The 21,105-nt window shown below is 51.8% G+C and carries 18 protein-coding genes; 17 read left to right on the top strand and 1 reads right to left on the bottom strand.

What is annotated here, in order from left to right; translation table 11 throughout:
* The first annotated feature begins 11 nt into the window (after positions 1–11).
* The 8 genes from AB1483_04105 to AB1483_04070 all read left to right on the top strand — a co-directional run bounded on the left by AB1483_04105 (position 12) and on the right by AB1483_04070 (position 8,529).
* The gene (locus tag AB1483_04105) at positions 12–500 is read left to right on the top strand and encodes a hypothetical protein (protein MEW6411641.1); all 489 of its coding nucleotides are present in this window, start codon (positions 12–14) and stop codon (positions 498–500) included.
* 143 nt (positions 501–643) lie between these two features.
* A complete protein-coding gene (locus AB1483_04100; protein ID MEW6411640.1) occupies positions 644–2,032 on the top strand; it encodes a sigma-54 dependent transcriptional regulator in 1,389 nt (462 codons plus the stop codon).
* Between the two features lie 264 nt (positions 2,033–2,296).
* Entirely contained in the window at positions 2,297–2,803 is a 507-nt protein-coding gene (locus AB1483_04095; GenBank protein MEW6411639.1) for an HNH endonuclease, read from the top strand.
* A 163-nt stretch (positions 2,804–2,966) separates the two neighbouring features.
* A complete protein-coding gene (gene trpS / locus AB1483_04090) occupies positions 2,967–3,986 on the top strand; it encodes a tryptophan--tRNA ligase (protein ID MEW6411638.1) in 1,020 nt (339 codons plus the stop codon).
* 14 nt (positions 3,987–4,000) lie between these two features.
* A complete protein-coding gene (locus AB1483_04085; GenBank protein MEW6411637.1) occupies positions 4,001–4,789 on the top strand; it encodes a segregation/condensation protein A in 789 nt (262 codons plus the stop codon).
* A gap of 3 nt (positions 4,790–4,792) precedes the next feature.
* A complete protein-coding gene (scpB, locus tag AB1483_04080; protein ID MEW6411636.1) occupies positions 4,793–5,617 on the top strand; it encodes an SMC-Scp complex subunit ScpB in 825 nt (274 codons plus the stop codon).
* A 75-nt stretch (positions 5,618–5,692) separates the two neighbouring features.
* Positions 5,693–6,418, top strand: coding sequence for a pseudouridine synthase (locus AB1483_04075; protein ID MEW6411635.1), 726 nt, complete (start codon positions 5,693–5,695; stop codon positions 6,416–6,418).
* Between the two features lie 599 nt (positions 6,419–7,017).
* Positions 7,018–8,529 (top strand): tetratricopeptide repeat protein, encoded by a 1,512-nt coding sequence (locus AB1483_04070; GenBank protein MEW6411634.1) that lies wholly within the window; start codon positions 7,018–7,020, stop codon positions 8,527–8,529.
* A 74-nt stretch (positions 8,530–8,603) separates the two neighbouring features.
* On the opposite strand, the gene AB1483_04065 is transcribed toward AB1483_04070, so the two are convergent.
* Complete coding sequence (locus tag AB1483_04065) at positions 8,604–9,098, bottom strand: ferritin family protein (protein ID MEW6411633.1); 495 nt, start codon at positions 9,096–9,098, stop codon at positions 8,604–8,606.
* Between the two features lie 166 nt (positions 9,099–9,264).
* Between AB1483_04065 and AB1483_04060 the strand changes: the two genes are divergently transcribed.
* The 9 genes from AB1483_04060 to AB1483_04020 all read left to right on the top strand — a co-directional run bounded on the left by AB1483_04060 (position 9,265) and on the right by AB1483_04020 (position 21,088).
* Positions 9,265–10,230, top strand: coding sequence for a peptidase MA family metallohydrolase (locus AB1483_04060; GenBank protein MEW6411632.1), 966 nt, complete (start codon positions 9,265–9,267; stop codon positions 10,228–10,230).
* Positions 10,218–11,099 (top strand): lysophospholipid acyltransferase family protein, encoded by an 882-nt coding sequence (locus tag AB1483_04055; GenBank protein MEW6411631.1) that lies wholly within the window; start codon positions 10,218–10,220, stop codon positions 11,097–11,099. Before AB1483_04060 ends, AB1483_04055 begins: the two co-directional genes overlap by 13 nt.
* Before the next feature lie 107 nt (positions 11,100–11,206).
* Positions 11,207–12,448 carry an efflux RND transporter periplasmic adaptor subunit gene (locus AB1483_04050; protein MEW6411630.1) on the top strand — a complete coding sequence of 414 codons (1,242 nt, stop codon included), beginning with the start codon at positions 11,207–11,209 and terminating at the stop codon, positions 12,446–12,448.
* Between the two features lie 14 nt (positions 12,449–12,462).
* A complete protein-coding gene (locus AB1483_04045; GenBank protein ID MEW6411629.1) occupies positions 12,463–13,755 on the top strand; it encodes an ABC transporter permease in 1,293 nt (430 codons plus the stop codon).
* A gap of 37 nt (positions 13,756–13,792) precedes the next feature.
* Positions 13,793–15,259, top strand: a complete 1,467-nt coding sequence (locus AB1483_04040; GenBank protein ID MEW6411628.1) for a TolC family protein — start codon at positions 13,793–13,795, stop codon at positions 15,257–15,259.
* Positions 15,259–16,302, top strand: coding sequence for a lipopolysaccharide heptosyltransferase II (gene waaF / locus AB1483_04035; GenBank protein MEW6411627.1), 1,044 nt, complete (start codon positions 15,259–15,261; stop codon positions 16,300–16,302). Before AB1483_04040 ends, waaF begins: the two co-directional genes overlap by 1 nt.
* A 105-nt stretch (positions 16,303–16,407) precedes the next feature.
* Positions 16,408–17,541 carry a DUF362 domain-containing protein gene (locus tag AB1483_04030; protein ID MEW6411626.1) on the top strand — a complete coding sequence of 378 codons (1,134 nt, stop codon included), beginning with the start codon at positions 16,408–16,410 and terminating at the stop codon, positions 17,539–17,541.
* 213 nt (positions 17,542–17,754) lie between these two features.
* On the top strand, positions 17,755–18,087 hold the full coding sequence (locus AB1483_04025; protein MEW6411625.1) for a hypothetical protein: 333 nt from the start codon (positions 17,755–17,757) through the stop codon (positions 18,085–18,087).
* Positions 18,088–18,151: 64 nt separating this feature from the next.
* On the top strand, positions 18,152–21,088 hold the full coding sequence (locus AB1483_04020) for a sigma 54-interacting transcriptional regulator (GenBank protein MEW6411624.1): 2,937 nt from the start codon (positions 18,152–18,154) through the stop codon (positions 21,086–21,088).
* The last annotated feature ends 17 nt before the right edge of the window (positions 21,089–21,105 follow it).

Here is a 21,105-nt window from a genome sequence, read left to right as displayed (position 1 = left end):
TTGAGGACATTATGTTCGAATTGAAACAGGGGTTGCTGACAGGGCTGATCGGTTTTATTCTGTTATCAATCGTAATAATCGGGCATGGCTGCGGGAAACGTCAGACTGTCATCTATGACCAGCCGGAGGTATCCACGCAGGGTTATTATGAGAAAGCCTGGATCGACCCCCAAATATTGTCTTCGGACAGCCTCTATACTTTGATTTCAGCGAGAAGAATCGATTCTTTCTATGTTGATGAGCCGCTTAATCCTTTGGAGCCGATGGCTCCGGCGATAGAGTTTCATATCGATCAGGGCGGTTGTTTTGTGTCGATCAACCTTCTGGACGAGCGTTCGGCCGTGATTCGTCCACTGGTGGTTCGCCGGTTGGGTTACGGTTATTATAAGATCACGGTGAATGTAGCCAAAATCAGTCCGGGGCTTTCGTCCGCCGGAATCTGTTTCCTCAAGGCCGAGTACTGCGGCTTTACAGTCGTGGAACGACTTACCGTCCGGTAACTTACCTTCAAAGATTGTCTAATAATTGCGCAGGGCAATTCCTTTATTCTGCCGACTGAAAGCCGATATACGTAAAGAGCCTTACTTTAGGGCTTTTTTGAGATACCGGTTAGGAAGGTACTTTCAAGTCCAGAGGAGTAAACATGCCAAACATCCTTGTGGTGGACGATAAAGACTCCATGCGCAATATGCTCACCGAGACTCTGCTTGAAGAAGGACATCGGGTAGACTCGGCAGCCACGGGCAAAAAGGCGGTGGATCTGGTTCGCAACAAATCTTACGATCTTGTACTCACCGATCTTAAGATGCCTGACATAGATGGATTGCAGGTGTTATCGGAGGTAAAAGAGGTGGACTCCGAGACGGCCGTGATTCTGATGACAGCGTATGGTACGATTGAGGACGCCGTGACGGCGATGAAGATGGGGGCATTCGATTTTGTTACCAAGCCGTTCGACACGGAGCATCTTTGCGTACTGGTAGGCCGGGCGCTCGAGAACCGTCGGATGATCGCCGAGAACACGCTGCTTCGCCAGGAGCTTTTCGCCAACAGCGGTATCGGCAATATCATTGGCAAGAATGAGAAGATGCTTGAGATATGCCGCTTGATGGAGAAGGTAGCGGTATCGGATGCGTCGGTTCTTCTCCAGGGAGAATCGGGAACGGGTAAGGAGTTATTCGCCCGGGCCATTCACACCATGTCTCTTCGCAAGGATAAGCCATATATAGCCATCAATTGCGCGGCCATCCCCGGGGAGCTTCTGGAGAACGAGTTGTTCGGTTCCGAGAAGGGAGCTTTCACGGGCGCTCACGCGCGCAAGATGGGTAAGTTCGAGATAGCCCATACCGGGACGATCTTTCTCGATGAGATCGGCGATATGGACATAGCTCTTCAGGCCAAGCTTCTTCGCGTCTTGCAGCAGAAGAACTTCGAGAGATTGGGCGGTACGAAGACGGTTGATGTCGATGTGCGCGTTATCGCGGCCACGAATATGGACCTCAACGAACTGATTCGCGGCAAGAGGTTCCGTGAGGATCTTTACTATCGCCTGTCCGTATTCCCGATTCAGATTCCATCGCTTCGCGAGCGTCCGGATGACATTCATGAGTTGGCGGATTATTTTATCGACAAGTATTGTCGCGAGATGCGCAAGCCGGCGAAGTCGCTTTCGCGTGACGCTATCAAGCTGCTTGAGACTTATCACTGGCCCGGTAATGTGCGCGAGCTTCAGAACACGGTGGAACGGGCGGTGATACTTGCCGAGGGCAAGAAGATCACCCCGGACCATCTGGCGATTCGTCTTCGTCGCTCGGGGGAGATTCAGCTTCGCGAGGGAGCCGGTCTCAAGGAGATTGGCGCGCATGCGCAGGCGGCGGCGGAGAAATCGGCGATTATGAGAGTACTCAAGCAGGTGCGTAACAACAAGCGCAAGGCTTCGCAAATTCTCAAAATTGATTACACTACGCTCTTTGACAAGATAAAGAGGTACGAGATCGAAAAGAGCTTGAGCGACGAGGAATCGCCGGTGTAGTGCTAAAAGAGACTTGGAAAAGCCGCCCTCTTATCGGGCGGTTTTTTTATAGCGACGGAGGATTGGCCGGTAAGTCGTCTGTAGATTCCTGTTGACAATTCGCGGCGAAGGTATAATTTTTTCAGGAAGTTGGCTAAAAGACCGGCAGCGGGCTGACCGGTGCCTCGATACTACGGATTTACATATGGCCGACGAACCCGGCCGGTTAAGAGGGTGTATTAGAAATAGGTCATGGAGAACTCTCTGATAAATCGAAGTGTTCTGATGCTGAATCAGAATTATGAGCCGCTGACAATCACCTCGGCTCGCCGGGCGGTGGTGCTTTTGTTTCAGGGGAAGGCGGAGATGATTGAGACGGCTGATGGTTTAAAGATTCGCAGTATCTCGCGCAGTTTCTCTCTTCCGTCCGTGGTCAGGCTTTCGCAGTACAAGAAGGTGCCGTTCAAGAGGATTATGTTGACGCGCAAGAACATAATCACGCGCGACGGTAACCGTTGCCAGTATTGCGGGACATCCAAAGGCCCGATGACGGTTGACCATGTAATCCCAAAGACAATGGGGGGCACTGAAAGCTGGGAGAATCTGGTATGCTCGTGTGCGAAGTGCAACAACCTGAAAGGTGACCGCACGCCGGAGCAGTCACAGATGAAGCTGCTCAAACGTCCCACCCGGCCGACTTACATCACGTTCATTCAGCGCAACCACAGCGTCGACGATAGATGGAAACCGTATTTGTTCATGGATTCCACGATCGGCGGCATGACGACCTGAGCCTTCGGGTTGTCTTTTTCTCTCATTTGACAAGACCGATTGCAATTTCCGTGTTGATTGCTGTTTTCATGGAGAAAAATGCCAAAAGTTTTATTTGATTTAAAATATGTTTAAGCTTAAACTTTGCGGGTAAAATTATGCGGTTTTTATCCCGATAGAAGGAGTGCCAAAGATTAATACCTCAGGCAAGACACCGGCGGGCAACAAAGAGACAATCTTATCCGGTATGCAGCCGACAGGCGCGGTTCATGTGGGCAACCTCGAAGGGGCGGTACGCAACTGGGTACATCTGCAAGACGATTTTCATATGTACCTGTGTATTGTCGACTGGCACGCGCTGACGGCGGAGTTTGAGGACCCCGGCAACCTGAAGGAAAATATCTTTCAAATGGCGATTGATCTTCTGGCTGCCGGTCTGGACCCGGAAAAATGCGCGATATTTATTCAGTCCGATGTCAAAGAGCACGCTGAATTGAATCTGCTGTTTTCCCTGTTGGTGTCTGTTCCGACCCTGATGCGATTGCCAACTTATCAAGAGAAGAAGGATGCCCTTGATTCTTTTGGCTTTCTGGGCTACCCGGTCTTGCAGGCGGCGGATATTTGTCTTTACAACGCTCATAAGGTGCCGGTGGGTAAGGACCAGGAGAAGCACATCTGGTTGGCCAACGATGTCGCCAAGCGGTTTAACCGTCTTTATGGCGATACTTTCGTGCTGCCCGAGGCGCTTTTCACCAGGGTGCCGCTCATTCTGGGCAGTGACAGGCGCAAGATGTCCAAATCGTATGACAACCATATTCCAATAGACTACAGCGAAGAAGATACTACGGCGCGGATAAAGACTTTCTTCACCGACCCTAACAAGATTCGTAAGGGGGATCCCGGTAATCCGGATATGTGCCCGGTTTATCTGCTTCACCGGGTCTATACCGATGACGCTGAGAACGTGATCGCGCCGCCGTGTCGGACCGGTGAACTGGGTTGTGTTGACTGCAAGATGAAACTGGCCGCTAATCTCAATGCCGCTCTGGCGCCGATCAGGACGCGGCGTGCCAAGCTGGTCAAGCGACCGGATGACATCTGGGACATGTTGACTGATGGCGCCGGCCGGGCCCGGAATACGGCCCGGGGGGTGATGGAGAAGGTGCGTGAGGTGATGAAACTCAATTATCGCGAGAAGAAATAGCTATGGATGCTGCCGTGCTTGAAAATATATCTGATGATTATCGCGTGGACCTGGCGGTTTTTCAGGGGCCGCTCGACCTGCTATTGTATCTGATTAAGAAGGAAGAAGTCGATATCTACGACATACCGATCGCCCGGATAACGAAGCAGTATCTCAGGTATATCGAGATGATGCGCGATTTGAATCTCGAGATTGCCGGTGATTTCATTCTGATGGCGGCCACGTTAATTCGCATAAAGACGCGTATGCTTCTGCCGCGGGATGAAGAGGATTCCGACGAGGCCGATCCGCGCGAGGAATTGATTGCCGCGCTGATAGAGTACAAAAAGTACAAAGAAGCCGGCGATATACTGAGAGATCGGGCGCTGGTGGAGGAGCAGAAATATGTCCCTCCGAGCGCGGTGGAGAAGATTGAGGGGCGGGTCGACCTTGAACCGGTCACGACGTTGTATGATTTGCTGACGGCTTTTCGCGATGTGATGACGACTAAGAAGGTGGAAACCATACATCAGGTAGTCACCCAGGAAGTCCATATTGAGGACCGGATACGCTACGTTGTCAACTACTTGAAATCGGTTGAGTTCGCAACTTTTCAGCAGTTGTTCACGGATATTCCGACCAAGATTGCCGCCGTGGTAACGTTTATCGCTCTGTTGGAGTTAGTTCGTTCACGGCGGATTGCCGTATATCAATCAGTTCCTTTTGCCGAGCTTAGGGTTTACCGCGGTCCGGAATTCAGCGCCGCCAAGCGCGATATCGACCTGATTGACATAACAGCCATAAAAGAAACACTGGAAGTATAATTGATGGAAAACAGTTTTCAGCTTTCGACGATAGAAGCTCTGCTTCTGGCTTCCCCGGAGCCGTTGCCGGCGCGTAAGATTGCCGATGTACTCGATGGTTTCAATCCGGCCAAAGTGGGAAGAGCGGTCGCGGAGCTTAACACCCGGTATCTGGAGGGCGGTTGTTCTTTCCGCATCCGGGAGATAGCCGGTGGTTACCAGATTTATATTGTGCCGGAATTCACCGGTTACGTTGAAGAACTGTTCGCTCGAACCCGCAAGATGCGACTGACGCGGGCGGCATTGGAGACGCTGGCTATCATTGCCTACCGCCAGCCGGTGACCAGGGTTGAAATCGAGCAGATTCGCGGGGTAGCTTCGGACGGGGTTATTCACAATCTGGTCGAGAAGAATATGATAACTATCAAGGGCCGTGCCGAAGGCGTCGGCAAGCCGCTTCAGTATGGTACCACCGAGGAGTTTCTGAAGTTCTTCGGTTTGAACAGTATCAATGATCTTCCCAAGATGTCGGAAATCGAGCAGCTGGTAGCCATTGCCGAGCCGGACAGCAGTGATGAGATTGAGATCGACGACGCCGATGGCAATGGCAATGGAAACGGCAATGGCAACGGCAACGGTCACGGGAAACAAGCCGCGAACCTGGATATGTCCGATGGTACTTTCGATGCGACGCGGCGCATCAACATCGAAGATCTCGTTGCTGAGACGGATAATGTTCTGGAGATCACGGAAGATCCGGATGAGCAGGAACTTGACGACGGCGAGCCGGAAATATCGGCGCCGTCCGGCGGGGAGGCCGGAGTAATTATCGACATCGATACCACTTGATGTCGTACAGTTTTCAGGAGTGCCGGTCGATATTGGGTGAATCGCAGAGGACCTTGGTTGAGCCGGGATAGGAAGTTGATTCGCCTTAATAAATATCTCTCAATCTGCGGAGTTACCTCACGGCGAGGCGCTGATTCTCTGATAGCGGAGGGCCGCGTCTCGGTCAACGGCGCCGTAGTCGATAAGGTCGGTACGATTATTGATGAAGCGGTCGACGAGGTGACGGTTGACGGAACGTCGGTCAATCCCGTTGAAGAGCTTATCTACGTTGTCCTCAACAAACCACCCAATGTCATGACGACTCTCGCTGACCCGTTCGGGCGCAAAACCATAGTGCACTTTCTCGAAGATCTTGGCGCGCGTGTTTATCCGGTTGGTCGTTTGGATTTTGACACCGAGGGTGTTTTACTTCTTACCAATGACGGAGATCTGGCTTACCGATTGGCCCACCCCAGGTATCAGGTTCCGAAGATGTACGATGTTAAGGTGCAGGGGGAGTTTACCGAGAGTGACGCGGCCCGGATTGCAGGCGGTATCGAGCTTGAGGATGGGGCTGTTGGCAGGGGGCAGGTTAAGCTCGTGAGCCACACCGGCAGGATCAGCCGGATACGGATCGTTTTGACCGAAGGTCGCAAACGGGAGGTAAAGCAGCTTTGCAAGGCGGTGGGGCATCCGGTTGTGAAGCTCAGACGGACAGATTTCGCGGGCATAACGGTTCGAGGTCTCAAGCTCGGTAAATGGCGAAAGTTGACTTCCGAGGAAATCTCTCATCTGAAAAAGCTGGTTGGCCTGACCGGCTAATACTCTTATTTTTCACCGTATGGCATGTTCTACCAACGAGTTAACTTGTTATTGCTCGAATGTTTTGAGGTAATAGGGTCAAAGGGGTTGACAGGCATGCGAGGGGGCAGTTAATTGTGGATAAATATTCCAATCTTAGGGCATTCATCACGTAATATAGATTACAGGGACGGGGGTAGAGAATCTTCCCTGTAGGCTAACTTTTATTGTAGAGTATGTGGAGAGAACTGTACAAGCGGCTAAGTTTGATTGGTCCGCCGGACCAGTCCGACGCAGGCAGCAGTGATGATGTTTCAAGGGTTACCGCTCAGCAAAGGGGCGTATCCTTAAGCGAGTATTACCTCAGGCAATTGAGGCTAATCCAGCACCTTCAAACGGGTGTCCCACCAATTGACATTTCCGGGCCGTCACTGGGAGCAGATAGAGAAAAACGGGGGCATGCCGTCTAATTGGCCGGCGCTACCAATTGTTCCTCTCGAACCGAGAGTTTATTAGAGACTTTTCGGTGTTAGGCAATTGTTTGTCCTGACTTCGACTGGTGAACAATGAATTGGATTTTTTCTGTCAAACAAATCCACGTATAGGAAAGGATGTCTCAGATGAAAAACAGCAGTTTAATTCGGCTGGCGCTGGTATTTGCGTTGTGCGCCATGCTGATGACCCCGGTTGTCACGGCCCAGATGACCGGTACTGAAGGTAAGATGAGTATGGAGGGGAAAACGACAATGGAGGGGAAGATCCCGATTACGACATCGTCGAAGCAGGCCATGGAGTATTTCCTCAAAGGTCGCGATCTGGCGGAACGTCTCCGCGCTCCGGAAGCCCGGACATGGTTTGAGAAGGCTGTAGCGGAGGACCCGGATTTCGCCCTCGCGCATCTTCTGCTGGCTCAGGTGCAGCCAACGGCCAGGGGTTTTTTCGAGCATCTTGATAAAGCCCTCGCTCTTACGGACAAGGTATCGGAGGGTGAGAAGCTGATGATTCTTGGCAGCCAGGCAGGCGCCGGCGCGAATCCGATGAAACAAAGAGAGATTTATACGAAACTCGTCGGGATGTATCCGAATGACGAACGGGCCCATAACTTGCTGGGAACAAACCACTTTGGACAACAGGAGTGGGATGAGGCGATTAAGGAGTATAAAACGGTTACCAAGATCAATCCTGATTTCTCACAGGCATACAACCAGATGGGTTATGCCTACCGGACTTTGGAGAAGTATGATGAAGCCGAAAAAGCGTTTCAGACCTACATTTCGTTGATTCCGGACGATCCGAATCCGTACGATTCATATGCGGAACTTCTAATGAAAATGGGTCGTTATCAGGAGTCGATCGAGAACTATCGTAAGGCGCTCAAGCTCAATCCCACCTTCGCGGCCTCTCACATCGGCATTGCCACCAACCTCAACTACATGGGTAAGTACAAGGAGGCTCGCGATCAGCTGCAGACAATGTACGCCAATGCCACAGATGACGGACAACGCCGTGCTTCGTTGTTCGCCACCGCAGTGTCGCATGTTAACGAAGGAAACATGATGGCGGCTCTCGATGAGATCAACAAGATGTACACCATCGCACAGAAGAATAATGATCATGCGTCTATGTCGGGCGACCTGGTAACTATGGGTAATATTTTGCTCGAAGATGGGCAGTATGACAAGGCCCTGACACACTTCACGAAGTCCGTAACGGTGATCAACGAGTCCAATCTGGACGAGGATGTCAAGGAAGCTACCAGGCGCAACAATCTATATAACGAGGGTCGGGTGGCGGTAATGCGAGGTGATTTGGCTACGGCCGGAACCAAGGCGGAGCAGTATCTCGCGGCAGCCACTAAGATCAATAATTCCAACGAGATAAGGTTGGCTCATGAGCTTCAAGGTATGATAGCGATGGAGCAGAAGGATTATAAGACGGCACATGCCAATTTGTTAAAGTCCAACCAGCAGAACCCGCAGAATATCTTCAGGATGGCGGCGGTGTATCAGGGGCAGGGAGACAAGGCGAAGGCCAAAGAGATGTGTCAGATGACCACCAACTTCAATGCCCTGAACAGTCTCAACCAGGCGTTTGCGACGCACAAAGCGAAGAAGATGATGGCGGGTTTGTAGTCGAGAATAGAGAATGTGCTGTGAACCTGCAGGGGGTAGATGGGATGCCGCTAAAGGCGGCATCCCATTGTCTATTAATAGTCTTCGAGATGGCTCCACTCGGCGTCTTCGAGCCAGTGGTTTGGGCGGTCGAGAAATTTGATGACGTTTTCCATCGTCACCCAGTGTTTGTATTCTTCGTCGGCGATTCGACTTAGAATATTCTTCTGGTTGGCGTCTTTAACTTCTTTGGCTTTTTCGCGATAGAAAGTTTCCGATTCCTTTTCGATCTTGCGAGCATGTTCCCAGACCCGTTGAGCTTCTCTGGGAAACTCGAAATCCTTATTCTGCGCTTTCAGTGCTTCAAAGACGTTTTTGACTTCAGCGAGGATTTTTGTCTTTTTAGCTTCTTCATACTGGGTGGGAAGTCCGTCGCGCAGAGCCCTGAATATCATATAGTGTTTTTCTTCATCGCCGGCGAGTTCCATAAGAATGCGTTTCAACTCCGGGTTGCCAACTTTGGCGGCGCTTTCCTCATAGTACTGCTTGCCATCAAGCTCCATTTTCATGGCGTACTCAAAAATGTTCATGTCTTCTCCTGTCAATTAAGGTATTCAATAATCGCTATAATTGGCAAAAAACATGCCTTTGTCAATAACAACGCCCCAATCAGCGGGGTTCAATACTTTTTGGCGTGGATTAGTTCTCGTTGCAGGCGGCACTTGCCTTAGGACCGGATTTGGCTATCTTTCGATTGTGAGACAGGCCCGGCTCGCTTTCACTTTCGTTTTCTTTTATACCGTGTTTCCGTTGGCGGCGGCGTTTTCGGCTGAGCCGCTCGAACGGGAACATTTCGTGTATTATTTCGATAATTCGCGGTATGTGACTGTTGCCGACAGAGTGCTCCCGCAGGTACGTCAGAAGTTATATCGTTTGACGGGGGACACCCTTTCCTACAAGCCCGCGATATACATCGTTGATGATCTTGCCCGTTTCCAGCAGCTGCTCGGGGGAAAATTTCCTGACTGGGGCGCGGCCGGGGCATTCCCCGAGAGAAGGCTGATCGCGATCAAGGCGGTTGACAAATTCAATGTGAGCCGTCCGCTCGATGAGTTGTTGGCGCACGAATACAGCCATCTCGTGGTGGCCCAGGCCAGCGGTTTGGGTACGCCGCCCCGCTGGTTCGATGAGGGGATAGCGATGTTTGTTTCAATGGAGTGGAGCTGGTCGGATAATCTGGCCATGAGCAAAGCGGCAGTCTTCGGGCAGCTTATCTCTCTGGCAGGCATTGACGAGGTGAACAGGTTCAATGAAAGCAAGGCTCATGTGGCATACGCTGAGGCCTACCTGGCGGTGAGATATCTGCTTGATAATTACGGTGAAAATTCGCTTAATGTCTTTCTTGGGGCCCTGGCTTCGGGATCCGATGGCGCCGAGGCGCTGTACCTCGCGACCGGTTCGACCGAGGCGGAGTTTGAGGCGGATTTCAGGGCGCATTTGAACGGCCGATTTAACGTAGCGAGTTTGTTCATGGACACGGTTTTTTTCTGGATAGCCCTGGCGGTGATTGTCATAATTGCGGCTTTTCTGCGTTGGCGTAAAAAACGGCAGTATTACCGCAAGTGGGAACGGCAGGAGAAATTCGAATCAACCGATTTTGACTGGGGTGACCCGGATAATCCCGAAGAAGTTGAGGATGATGACGAGCCATGGCGAGCCTGAAGCACGACCTTGAGTATTTGGCTGCGAGAGCCGGGTTTGGACTGGTGAGTTTATTGTCAGCGAGACAGGCGGATCTATTCGCGGTCGCAATCGGAAATCTCGCCTACCGGATACTTGCCTCGCGGCGGCGAGTGGCGTTCGATAATATCAAGCGCGCTCTTGGCGGCAGTCTCGGCGATGGGGATATCGATGTTATCGTGCGAAAAGTGTTTCAGAATGTCTCACGCAGTTTTATCGAAACGGCGCGTTTTGGCAAGCTCAAGCAGGATGGCCTCAGGAAGATAGTTGTCGGCGCCGGGGAAGATTACATAAGACAGGCGCATGAGCGCCGCAAAGGCGGAATCATATTGACGGCTCACTTTGGCAACTGGGAGATGCTGGGCGCCTGGGTAACAACGCTGGGATATGACATGGATCTCGTTGTGGGAGTGCAGCACAACCGAAAGATGCATGACCTCATCAACGGGTGCCGCAAGGAGATGGGCAGCGGAATCATCGAGGTAACCACTTCGTCGATGCGTCAAATGTACAAGGCTCTGAAGGCAAATCACTTTTTGGGTTTTGCCGCCGACCAGCACGCGCCGGCCCGCAACCTGGAACTGGATTTTTTCGGTCGCAAGGCGGCAGTGGCTTCGGGGCCGGCTCAACTGGCTATAAGGACCGGATGTGCCATTCTGCCGCTGTTGCTGGTGCGCGAGCAATTTGACCGTCATGTCGTAATAGCCGGTGAGCCGATTTACGCGCCGGAAGGCGGGGATGAGCAGGAGAATATGGTCCACATCACGAAAAGATACCTGCGTTTCTGGGAGACGACAATAAGTAAGTATCCCGATCAGTGGATGTGGACTCACAAGCGGTGGAAAATCTGATAAGTCCGCCCGCAACTTTATGACGGAAAATCAGTAAAATAGATTATATTTGAAGCGGGAGACGATGAGTGGCACCTGTGAATCAAACAGGCTCGAGAAAGGATGATGTGAGAAAAATATACTATATCGCGATAGTTCTGGCGCTGATCCTGATCGGCTACTACGGCGTCAACGCCATATTCACCAAAACATACGACATTCCTACGGCCAAGGTGCAGCGTGGCGAGTTTCTTATTTCCCTCAATGAGAATGGGACGGTTGATGCTACGCGGGCAATGACGCTTTCGGCGCCGCGAGTGCGCGGACTTCAGATTACGTGGCTGGCTCCCGAGGGCAGTACGGTGAAGGAAGGTGACCCGGTAATTAAATTCGATGCTTCGCAACAGATTGCCGACCTGGCGGATTTCGAATCGACGTTGAAGATTAACAAATCAGCCCTTGAGCGGGCGCGCCAGGAGTACACAATTCAGGAAAAGCAACTTCAGCTGGACCTGGAAAAATCCAAGCGCAATTATGACGAGAAAAAGCATGAGGCCCCGCGGGTTGCCGAAGAAGCGCGGTTGGAATTCGAGCTGGCCAAGTTGAATTTTGACGCCAAACTGGAACAGTTGAAGGCCGATGTCGAAAAGGCCGAGGTGGAAGTGCAGCGAGCCAGCGACAAGGTGGATTTGGCCCGCAAAGAACTGGCCCAGATGACTATCAACGCTCCGATTCCGGGCCTGGTGGTCTATCTCGAGATCTGGAAAGGCGGTTCGATGAGCAAAGTGCAGGAAGGGGATTCCCCCTGGCCCGGCATGGGACTGATAAATCTTCCGGATCTTTCCGAGATGATGGTTGAGACGACAGTCTCCGAGGTTGACGCCAACAAGGTGGACACCGGACAGCTAGTGAATGTCGTGCTCGATGCTTTTCCGAATATCACTTACAGGGGAAAGGTGACCAAGAAGGGGACGCTGGCCCGCCGGAAGGATTATAACAGCAAGATTAATGTGTTTGATGTTGAAGTGAAGATTCTTGACCACGATGACGATCTTAAGCCGGGAATGTCGGCTGCCGTGGAAATCATCGTCGACAAGATACCCGACGTGGTGCACGTTCCGATTGAGGCGGTGTTCGAGAAAGAAGGTCAGACGGTTGTGTATCTTGCCAATAAGGATAAGCGGCAGGTCAAGGTTGGTCAGAAGAATGACATGCAGATCGAGATTGCGGAAGGACTGGATGGAGGGGAAGAGATCTGCCTGATTGACCCGACTCTCGATGAGCCGGGCTTGCCGGGGGAGGAGGCTACTGAGCCGGAATTGAACCGAGACGTTACATCTCAACCGCCGCCCCCGCCCAGCGGGCGATAGAGTTCGGATTGGTGATGGTTGACCGGCGTATAATTCAGATTGCTTTTGACGCTCTCGCGGCTCACAAGCTTCGTACCTTCCTGACCATGCTCGGGGTGATTTTCGGTGTTGGGGCGGTTATTGCCATGCTTTCTATCGGCGAGGGAGCCAAGCAGGAAGCGCTCGAACAGATATCCATCCTCGGTATTAACAATGTGATTATAAAGGCCAAGATACCGGACGAGGGGCTCTCATCGGACAGAGGTCTGGCGCGATCGCCCGGGTTATCGCTGGTCGATGGCAATAATATCGCTCAGTTCACCGACATGGTGGCGCGGGTGGTGCCGCAGCGTTTTGAAGCGGTTACATCGGTTTATAACGGCTCCGAGGAAACATCGGCTCGCGTCGTAGCCACATTGCCTTCGTATATCTACGCATCATCAATTGAAGTCGAGCGTGGTCGATTCATAACGGATATTGACAATGAGACTTTCGCCAATGTCTGTGTTCTGGGGTCCAAGGCGAAGCGCGCGCTGTTTGCCTTCGAGGACCCGATCGGCAAAATCGTTCGTATCGGCGATCTGAATTTTGCCGTTGTTGGCGTGATGATGGATAAGTATATCGGTCGCGGCAAAGTGGAAGGGTTTGAGTTGAAAAACCTGAATGAGGATGTCTATATTCCCTTTAACACGGCCGTAAAGAAGTTTGACAGGGTTCCCGAAGCGACCGAGCGTAACCACTGGCAAGGGCAAGAAGAAGAGGAACAGAAGTACAACACCCCGGAGATCGACCAGCTTACCGTTACGGTCACGGACTTGAAGTATGTTCCGGCGGTGACGAAGCTCGTTGACAGGATGCTGAGTCGCCGTCATTTCGGAGTTGATGATTACGAGATAGTGGTTCCCGAATCGCTGCTTCGGCAGTCACAGAAAACGCAGCAGATTTTCAATATTGTGATGGGGGCCATTGCGGGCATATCGCTTATAGTCGGTGGCATAGGGATTATGAACATTATGCTGGCCACGGTTCTGGAGCGTACCCGGGAAATAGGTGTCCGTCGGGCGGTGGGCGCCACGCGCGCCGACATTTTGCGCCAGTTTCTGATAGAGGCGGTTACCATTTGTCTGATCGGGTGTGTGGCAGGCATTATTATGGGGCTGGTTCTCGCCCGGGTTATTTCTTTTTATGCCGACTGGCCGACGATAGTATCGTGGTATTCGATCGTGCTGGCGGTTGGCGTGTCGACGGCGGTTGGCATAGTCTTCGGCATCTATCCGGCGAATCAGGCGGCCAAGCTCGATGTAATTGACGCCCTCAGATATGAGTAGACAAGTTCCGTTGATTTCTTTTGAGTATGGAGAGGTTATGATTAATATCAACATACGATACCGCTCACTATATATACTGTTGTTTATATTTCTTTTGACTGGTACGCTGATGCCCGTGCGCGTCCAGGGCATCGACTTGACTCTAAAGGATGCTATGCAGATAGCTCTGGAGCGGTCCAGCAGGGGCGAAATAATCGACGGTGACCTTGAGGTGGCCGAGCAGAATTACTTTGCCGAGAAGATCAATTTTTATATCCCGGAGATTTCCTTAAACGGCAATCTGCCTGTCTATAATGTCAGCGAGTCGTTTCGTTTCTTTGGCGGACTTGACGAGAAACAGCTTATTCGCACGACGGATCGTGACCTGAGAACCAATATAGAACTGAAGCAGAGTCTGATAACCGGCGGAAATCTGACGATGCTGGGCAACCTGTGGAACCGCAGGAGTGAGTATCCGCTTTTTGGCGAATATGTCACCGAGACGAGCAACCAGGGGGTTTTCGATTTCACTTTTCAGCAGCCGCTGTTGAAGCCTTCGGAGCCGAAGAATCAGCTCAATAATAAGCGTGACGATCTCGAGATTGCCAGGATGGCGAAAGTGGAGGAGACAGCGAGTCTGAAAAAGGAAGTCTCGGGAGCCTATTTCGGTGTGCTTGAAACCGAACTGAGCATTGAAATATCGAATGACAAGGCAGAGTCGGCGAGATTGAAGGCTGAAATCGATTCTATGAAATTCGCCGATGGCGTGTTATCCGAGGAAGCCTGGCTGGAGTCCACGTCGTCGCGACTTGACGCGGAACTGGCGGTGTTCGACACGGAGAACCAGCAGATAGAAAAGCACCGCGAGTTGGCCCTGCTTTTGGATTTTGATCTCACCGAAGACATAAACACGTCGGTTCCTGAGATTCCGGAGCATATGACGGACGCTCAGAAGAAATTTTTCGTGAATGCCTGGGAGGAGTCGGTGCCGATCAGGAAAGCCTGGTATGAATATAAGAAGGCGAAGCGGGCCGCGGACTACACAGCTTCATCACACGGGCTGGGGGGGACGTTCGAGGCCAGCTATTCTCTGGGACGAGGAGACGTTGAGGTAGAGGGCGTGACCACGGACAACAATACCGATAGCTGGCAGCTGGCGGTGAATTTCACGCTTCCGCTGTGGGATGGTGGTTCTACAGGCGCCGCTATCAAGGCGGCGCGGATAACGGCGCAAAAATCGGAGTTGGAGTATCAGCGGGTGCGAAAATCGGCCCGGGCGGAACTGGTGGCCCTGATCAACAGGCTCGATGTCAGCTACCGCAAGCTCTCGGTGATGAAAAAACAAATTGAAATCGCCCAGAATAAGCTCGAGATTGCGCAGTATCGCTTGGATGACGGTCAGATCTCGAAACCTGAGTATTTGGATTCTAAAGTGTTTTACCTTGAAGCTCAAAACAAGTATCTTGAAGAGTTGAAGAACTATCTTACGATAAAAATCGATATCGAAAGCAAGTACGCAAGCTGATGTCCGGTAAGATACTCATACGTACGCCGAATCATCTCGGTGACTGTATCATGGCGTTGCCGATGGTCAACGAAACCCGCGAGGCTCATCCAGGGTCAGAGGTGACGGTGCTGGTTCCCGAGAATTTGGTCGAACTGTTTCATCCGAATCCGGCAATAGACCATGTAATCACACTTCCCAAAGAGCATGTCCACGGTCTCATAGCCGTCATGAAGATCAAGGATCTGGTTGCTTCAGGCGAGTATGACATCGGATATATTCTACCGCCGTCGTTTGGGGCGGCCGCGGGCTTTAAATTGGCCGGTGTGAAGGAGAGAATCGGCTATATCGCTGACGGGCGGCGGCTGCTTCTTACCAAACCGCTGACTCTGCCCAGTCCGCTCAACGACGAGCATCGCAGTGAGTTGTATTTCAATTTGCTGCGGCGTGGAGCCGGGGTGGATCTGGAGTACGTTCATCCGAAACTCTTTCTGAACGATGATGATGTGGCCGGCGCGGTCAGTTTGCTTGAAGGTTTCGGGATCGGCGAGGGGGAGGAGTATGCCGTCGTTGCTTTTCGTGCGGTTGCCGAGTCGCGTCGATGGGGGGCCGACAATTATATCGGACTGATCAAGCGATTGGTGGCAGGCTACAAATTCAAGGTTGTCCTGATCGGAAGCGAGGACGACCGTAAGACGGGCGACACAATTGCCCAGGCGGCCGGGACCAAGGAAGTTAAGAACCTTGCCGGCAAGACGACTATCCGCGAAGTGGCATCGATTCTATCGCGGGCTCGGTTTTTCGTGGGCAATGACTCCGGACCGGCCCATCTCGCGGCGGCGGTGGGTATTCCCGTGGTGGTTTTATCGGGGGCGGATGACCCGAAGTCGACCTCGCCAATGGCGCACGTGAAGGAACTGCTGTATCTGGATAATCTGGACTGCATCAGTTGTGTCAAAAACAAGTGTCCCTTGAAGCAGCAACATCACATGCAATGTATGACCGGTATCACGGTTGAAATGGTGGCTCAGGCCATTGAGCGGCTGCTTCAGAGAACATTGTGATCATTAGCGCAGCAAGTTTTGGTTAGAGCCGCGTTGGCGGAAGACCGACGTCGGTATGAAAATCGTTCCAACGCGATTATTCCCTGTCAGCGTATTTTGTTTGATATGGATAAGCATCTCGTTCCCACCGTAGGTATCAGGCAGACCGACCGGTCGTCACCGCAGCAACTTGAGGCAGTTGTCGACTGGCTGATTGGATTGAGCGGCGAAGCATCGGATCTTCACTTGAACGGAGCCAGGGTCCTGATAAAGCCGGACCTGATGCTGGGTTATCCGTCGGGGAACACCTCCACCACACATCTTGAGTTGATTGCCGCGGTTGCCAGACGCGTTAGAAAACTTGGCGGGCATGTCTTTGTGGGCGACTCGCCGTTTGTCCTCGGCAAGGGGATGGCTGATTTCTGGCAGCGAACCGGTCTGGAAGAATTGGCCGTCCGGGAGGGTGTGGAATTGGTCAGTTTCGAGCAGGCCGGCAGTGAGGCTGTCGCTGTTGAGACGCGCGTTTATTATGTATCGAGAGCCGCACTGGACGCAGAAGTGGTGATAAATATTCCGCGATTGAAACGGGATCCATGGACCGGATTTGCCGGGGCAATTAGAAATATGATAGGTGTTTTGCCCGGCTTCCAAAAGGGATTGCTGCTCAAGAAAGCCGCCAGCCCAAAGTCGGTGGCAAGGATTCTGGTTGATGTGTTCTCGGCGGTCAGACCGGCTATTAACATTGTCGATGCTCTGGAACTCACCAATGGTAACGGGAAGGTGGCGGGCGGCGGCTTTTTGATTGGGGCCTGCGATGCGGTAGCTGTGGATACTGTATTGGGCGATATACTGAGTTGTGATCCGCACAGGATTTATACCACGCGATTCGCCGCGGATGCCGGGCTGGGGATTGGCTGGATGGAGGGTATCAGGGTTGAGGGCGAGTCAGTGGAGTCGGTGAGAGCGAACACCGGTTCTGACAGAGGGTCGATTTTCAGTGGTTTTATTCCCGGTCTGAAAATGGCGGTTTCCGAGCCTTATGTGTGGATGCGTTCGGACGTCGATGAGTTCTCTTGCGACAATTGCGGAATTTGTGTTAAATTTTGTCCTACCAGAGCGTTGCGGTTTGATGATGGGACTAGTCGGTTGGTCATAAAGAGAGATTTATGCATCAATTGTTGGGCTGGTCTTGCCAACTGCCCGAGGCAAGCTATTTCGGTCAGGAAATCGCGGATGGTTGACTGGCTGTTTCGGTGTTAAGATCGCAGCCAGTCGTCATCTTGTGCTAACTGTATGTCGTTGTGATCCTTACGGCTCAGTTTGTGCGTCGCAGCAGATAACGCTTGACTTTTAGGTAAAATTAGTTAAAATAAAATGGCTCACAGCATAGTCTTTTCAAGTAGGACCTTAAATATGCGCCAATCAGAATATCGAACAAAAGAATATCGTATAGATAAACTAGGAGTAATGGCTATGAAAAGGCTTAGGTTACTCGGACTTTCGCTGCTGTTACTGATTACCATGTTGGTCTTTATTGCGCCAGCGTACGCTGAACATCCTTGGACCGAAGAGGCCCCGATGTATGGCAAGGATGAGGATATGGGCGGCGGCAAGAAGGGCGCCCAGGATGTATTCAACAGGTTTACAAGACAAGATGTGTTCACCAATGGTAACACAATTAATGTCATTACCGCCAATATCAACCTGTGGATTATAGACTGGTACGTCGAGCATGAGTTGGTGAAAGCAGCAGCTACGAATGACACTGATGTCTCTGTCACTCGTATTCTTGAGGCTAGAAAATAAGTCTGAGCAGAATGTAAAAGAAGTAAGCACATTACCGACAACATTAATTAGTAAGCAATAGAAGATGGATTCCTCCTCACCAAAGCTGTCTATTGATAACCGCCTGCTCGCCGCCGAAGAGTTGATTCGTCAACGCAATTACCGTGAGGTTGTGCGGGATTTAAGAGCGCTGACAGAGTCGGACTTTCAAGACAGAGATCATGAACTCGGTCTGTTTTTGGCTCTTCGCGCAGATACTCGCCGCTATGAGGGCAGTTACAGGTTGGCCCTTGAAGACGGTCTTCGGGCGGCCAAGCTTTTAGCGCACTTCCCATTCAACGAGAGATACGGTCGCGTGCAGCTCGTTCTCTCTGGTGCCTATGCTGGTGTAGGTGACATGAAGAATGCGGAACTGCGCGGTCGGGATGCTCTGGCATTTTTCCGGCGAGGCAATGATATCGCCGGTCAGGCTGATGCCCTGAATTTTCTTGCTAGGGTAGCTTACATTCGCTGTAATTACGTTGATGCAGTGGGATTTCTTGAGGACGCCGCCAAGCTGGTTGGCGAGAGTGCTGAACAGACAGCTGTCCTGAACGCTAACATTGGACGTTTGCGAACCCACACATATCATTGGGATCAGGCTGAGCAAGAATTGTCACAAGCTCTTGCGTATTTCACCGAGCACGGAAATGAGATTGCAGCCGCTGGTCTTCATCTGACCTTGGGTTATCTGCAGCTCCGTCGTCGCCGGTTCATTCTCGCGCAGCGGTGGTTTGATCAGGCTCTCGAGATAATCAGTCGTCTGGAGCTCAAGCGTGAGAAGGTTATTTATCTCGAATATGCCGGTGAGCTCTCGCTCGAAAAGGGTGATAATTTCAAGGCAAAATCGATTCTGAGCAGTGCTTACGAAAAAGGTTTGTTGCTTGCCCCCGAGTCTTCACTGGTATCTCAGTCGGCCAGGTTGCTTGCCGAAGTTGAGTTGGCCTTGGACAACGTTGACGAGGCGATGAAGTATGGTCAGAAGGCGCTTGAGATTTCCCTGAAAGTCGGTGAGAAGGCTGAGGTGGGGTTGTCACACAGAGTCATAGCTGAATCCTTTGCCGCCAAGGGGGATATGGAGGAGGCGGTTGAGCACATAAATCAGGCCGTGGAAATACTGGAGGAGGTCAATGACCCGCTCGTTACGGCTCGCACGTTGCTGGTGCAGGCGGATATCAAAACAAAGGCGCGCCCCGGCAAGGTTGAGAAGATCAGGAGCATTTTTGACAAGGCTCGTCGTCTGTTCAGAGAGTTGGGGCTGGACTACTGGATAGCCGAGACCGATTTTCGCGCCGGAGTTTTTGCCTGTCAGTCGGGCGATCTCTCGAGTGGTTTTTCCCAGCTCAGCCGGGCTGAAAAGGCGTTCGCGGCGCTCAATGAGAAAACCAAGGTTAAGTCTCTAAATAAATTCCTCAAGTCCCTGAGTGATCAGGCGGTGGCGTTGTCGCTTTCGCAGGACAATGAATTTCAAATTTTCGGCAACCTGATTTCGTCATCTGAGCTTTCCAGTATCAAAGCGAGCCGGATCGAGGAGATACTTGAGGTTCTGCTGAAGCGCACCGGTGGAGACAGGGCAATCGTTTATTCCCCCGATTTTGATACATCTCCGGTCGAGGCTACTCTGCCTTTGAGCAGCCACCAGATGAAGAAATTCCAGGAAGGCTTCGAGAGTCTTCTGGGCGAGGAGATTTCACGATCGAAGCCAACGTTGATTCTCGACTGTCGCCGGGATCCTTTTATTAATGATCTGGTAGCCGGTTCGGTGGACAATGTCGCCAGTGTTGTGGTGGTGCCTTTCAGGATGAGCGACAATTCGCCCAGCTATTTGTATGTTGATAAGCTGAGCCGGGATAACGGGCTCAATCCATTTGGTCAGTCCGAGTTGAATTTCGCGGTGGGCTTTTCCAATCTTATTGCTTTCAAGTGGGCGGAGATTCAGAAAAACAAGCTTATGGAGGATAACCTCCGCCTGAAGAGTCAGCTTCGCGAAAAAGCCGCCTTTCCGAACATAATCACTCGAAACAGTGAGATGCTGGAGCTGCTGAATCAGGTTCAGCAGGTGGTGAACTCGAATATATCGATATCAATCGAAGGTGAGACCGGCTGCGGCAAGGACCTTTTGGTCAGAGCGATTCATTATAACTCCGAGCGAGCCGACCGGCGGTTTATTTCGGTCAACTGCGCGGCGCTTCCGGAGACTTTGCTGGAGTCGGAGTTATTCGGCTATAAGCGCGGCGCTTTCACCGGCGCCGACCGCGATAAGGCCGGCTTGTTCGAGGAAGCTGACGGCGGAACCTTTTTCCTCGATGAGATAGGCGATATGCCTTTGAATATTCAGGCCAAGGTGCTCCGGGTTCTCGAGGCCAAAGAGCTGGTCAGGCTCGGGGAGACGACTCCCAGGCAGGTTGATGTGAGGATAGTATCGGCCACCAATAAGGACCTCAAGGAGTTGATGTCGCAGGGGCTGTTCCGTCAGGACTTGTATTATCGTCTTTCGGCTCTGACGTTCCGGCTGCCGTCACTGCGTGAGCGACGCGACGATATTCCTCTTTTGATTGATCACTTCCTCGGCGATTCCGGCAAGAAAATATCGCCTGATCTGCTGAAACTCATGTTCGAATATGACTGGCCGGGCAATATTCGCGAGCTCGAAAACGAGGTGAAAAAGCTGGTACTGTTGGCTGGTAATTCCGGCGTCATCACCCCTGAGTTTCTTTCGGGCAAGGTGCTCAGTTCCGGCCGGGCGATAAGAACGGAAAAAGCCAGGGAAGTGGAGAAGTCCGACGATATCGTTTTTGACTCCAATTATTCTCTCTACGATTATCTGGCGTATCACGAGAAGCGGTTTATCATTAAGGCGCTTAGAGAGAAAAGAGGCGTCAAAAAGCACGCCGCTGAGCTTTTGAATATTCCGGAATCGACGCTCAGGCTGAAGATCAAGCAATACAACATCGACCTTCGGAATCTCGACGTTAGTTCCTAGGGGTTTGCATCGGCTGA

The organism is Candidatus Zixiibacteriota bacterium, assembly GCA_040756055.1.
GTDB lineage: Bacteria > Zixibacteria > MSB-5A5 > GN15 > FEB-12.
Note: the sequence above shows the minus strand (reverse complement) of the source record. Positions and strands in the feature narration are given on the sequence as shown.

What these genes read in the sequence shown, in the direction of transcription:
- AB1483_04105 (MEW6411641.1), top strand. Translation starts at nt 12, where the DNA reads ATGTTCGAATTGAAACAGGGGTTGCTGACAGGGCTGATCGGTTTTATT.
- AB1483_04100 (MEW6411640.1), top strand. Translation starts at nt 644, where the DNA reads ATGCCAAACATCCTTGTGGTGGACGATAAAGACTCCATGCGCAATATG.
- AB1483_04095 (MEW6411639.1), top strand. Translation starts at nt 2,297, where the DNA reads ATGCTGAATCAGAATTATGAGCCGCTGACAATCACCTCGGCTCGCCGG.
- scpB (MEW6411636.1), top strand. Translation starts at nt 4,793, where the DNA reads ATGGAAAACAGTTTTCAGCTTTCGACGATAGAAGCTCTGCTTCTGGCT.
- AB1483_04070 (MEW6411634.1), top strand. Translation starts at nt 7,018, where the DNA reads ATGAAAAACAGCAGTTTAATTCGGCTGGCGCTGGTATTTGCGTTGTGC.
- AB1483_04065 (MEW6411633.1), bottom strand. Translation starts at nt 9,098, where the DNA reads ATGAACATTTTTGAGTACGCCATGAAAATGGAGCTTGATGGCAAGCAG.
- AB1483_04055 (MEW6411631.1), top strand. Translation starts at nt 10,218, where the DNA reads ATGGCGAGCCTGAAGCACGACCTTGAGTATTTGGCTGCGAGAGCCGGG.
- AB1483_04045 (MEW6411629.1), top strand. Translation starts at nt 12,463, where the DNA reads ATGGTTGACCGGCGTATAATTCAGATTGCTTTTGACGCTCTCGCGGCT.
- AB1483_04040 (MEW6411628.1), top strand. Translation starts at nt 13,793, where the DNA reads ATGATTAATATCAACATACGATACCGCTCACTATATATACTGTTGTTT.
- waaF (MEW6411627.1), top strand. Translation starts at nt 15,259, where the DNA reads ATGTCCGGTAAGATACTCATACGTACGCCGAATCATCTCGGTGACTGT.
- AB1483_04030 (MEW6411626.1), top strand. Translation starts at nt 16,408, where the DNA reads ATGGATAAGCATCTCGTTCCCACCGTAGGTATCAGGCAGACCGACCGG.
- AB1483_04025 (MEW6411625.1), top strand. Translation starts at nt 17,755, where the DNA reads ATGAAAAGGCTTAGGTTACTCGGACTTTCGCTGCTGTTACTGATTACC.
- AB1483_04020 (MEW6411624.1), top strand. Translation starts at nt 18,152, where the DNA reads ATGGATTCCTCCTCACCAAAGCTGTCTATTGATAACCGCCTGCTCGCC.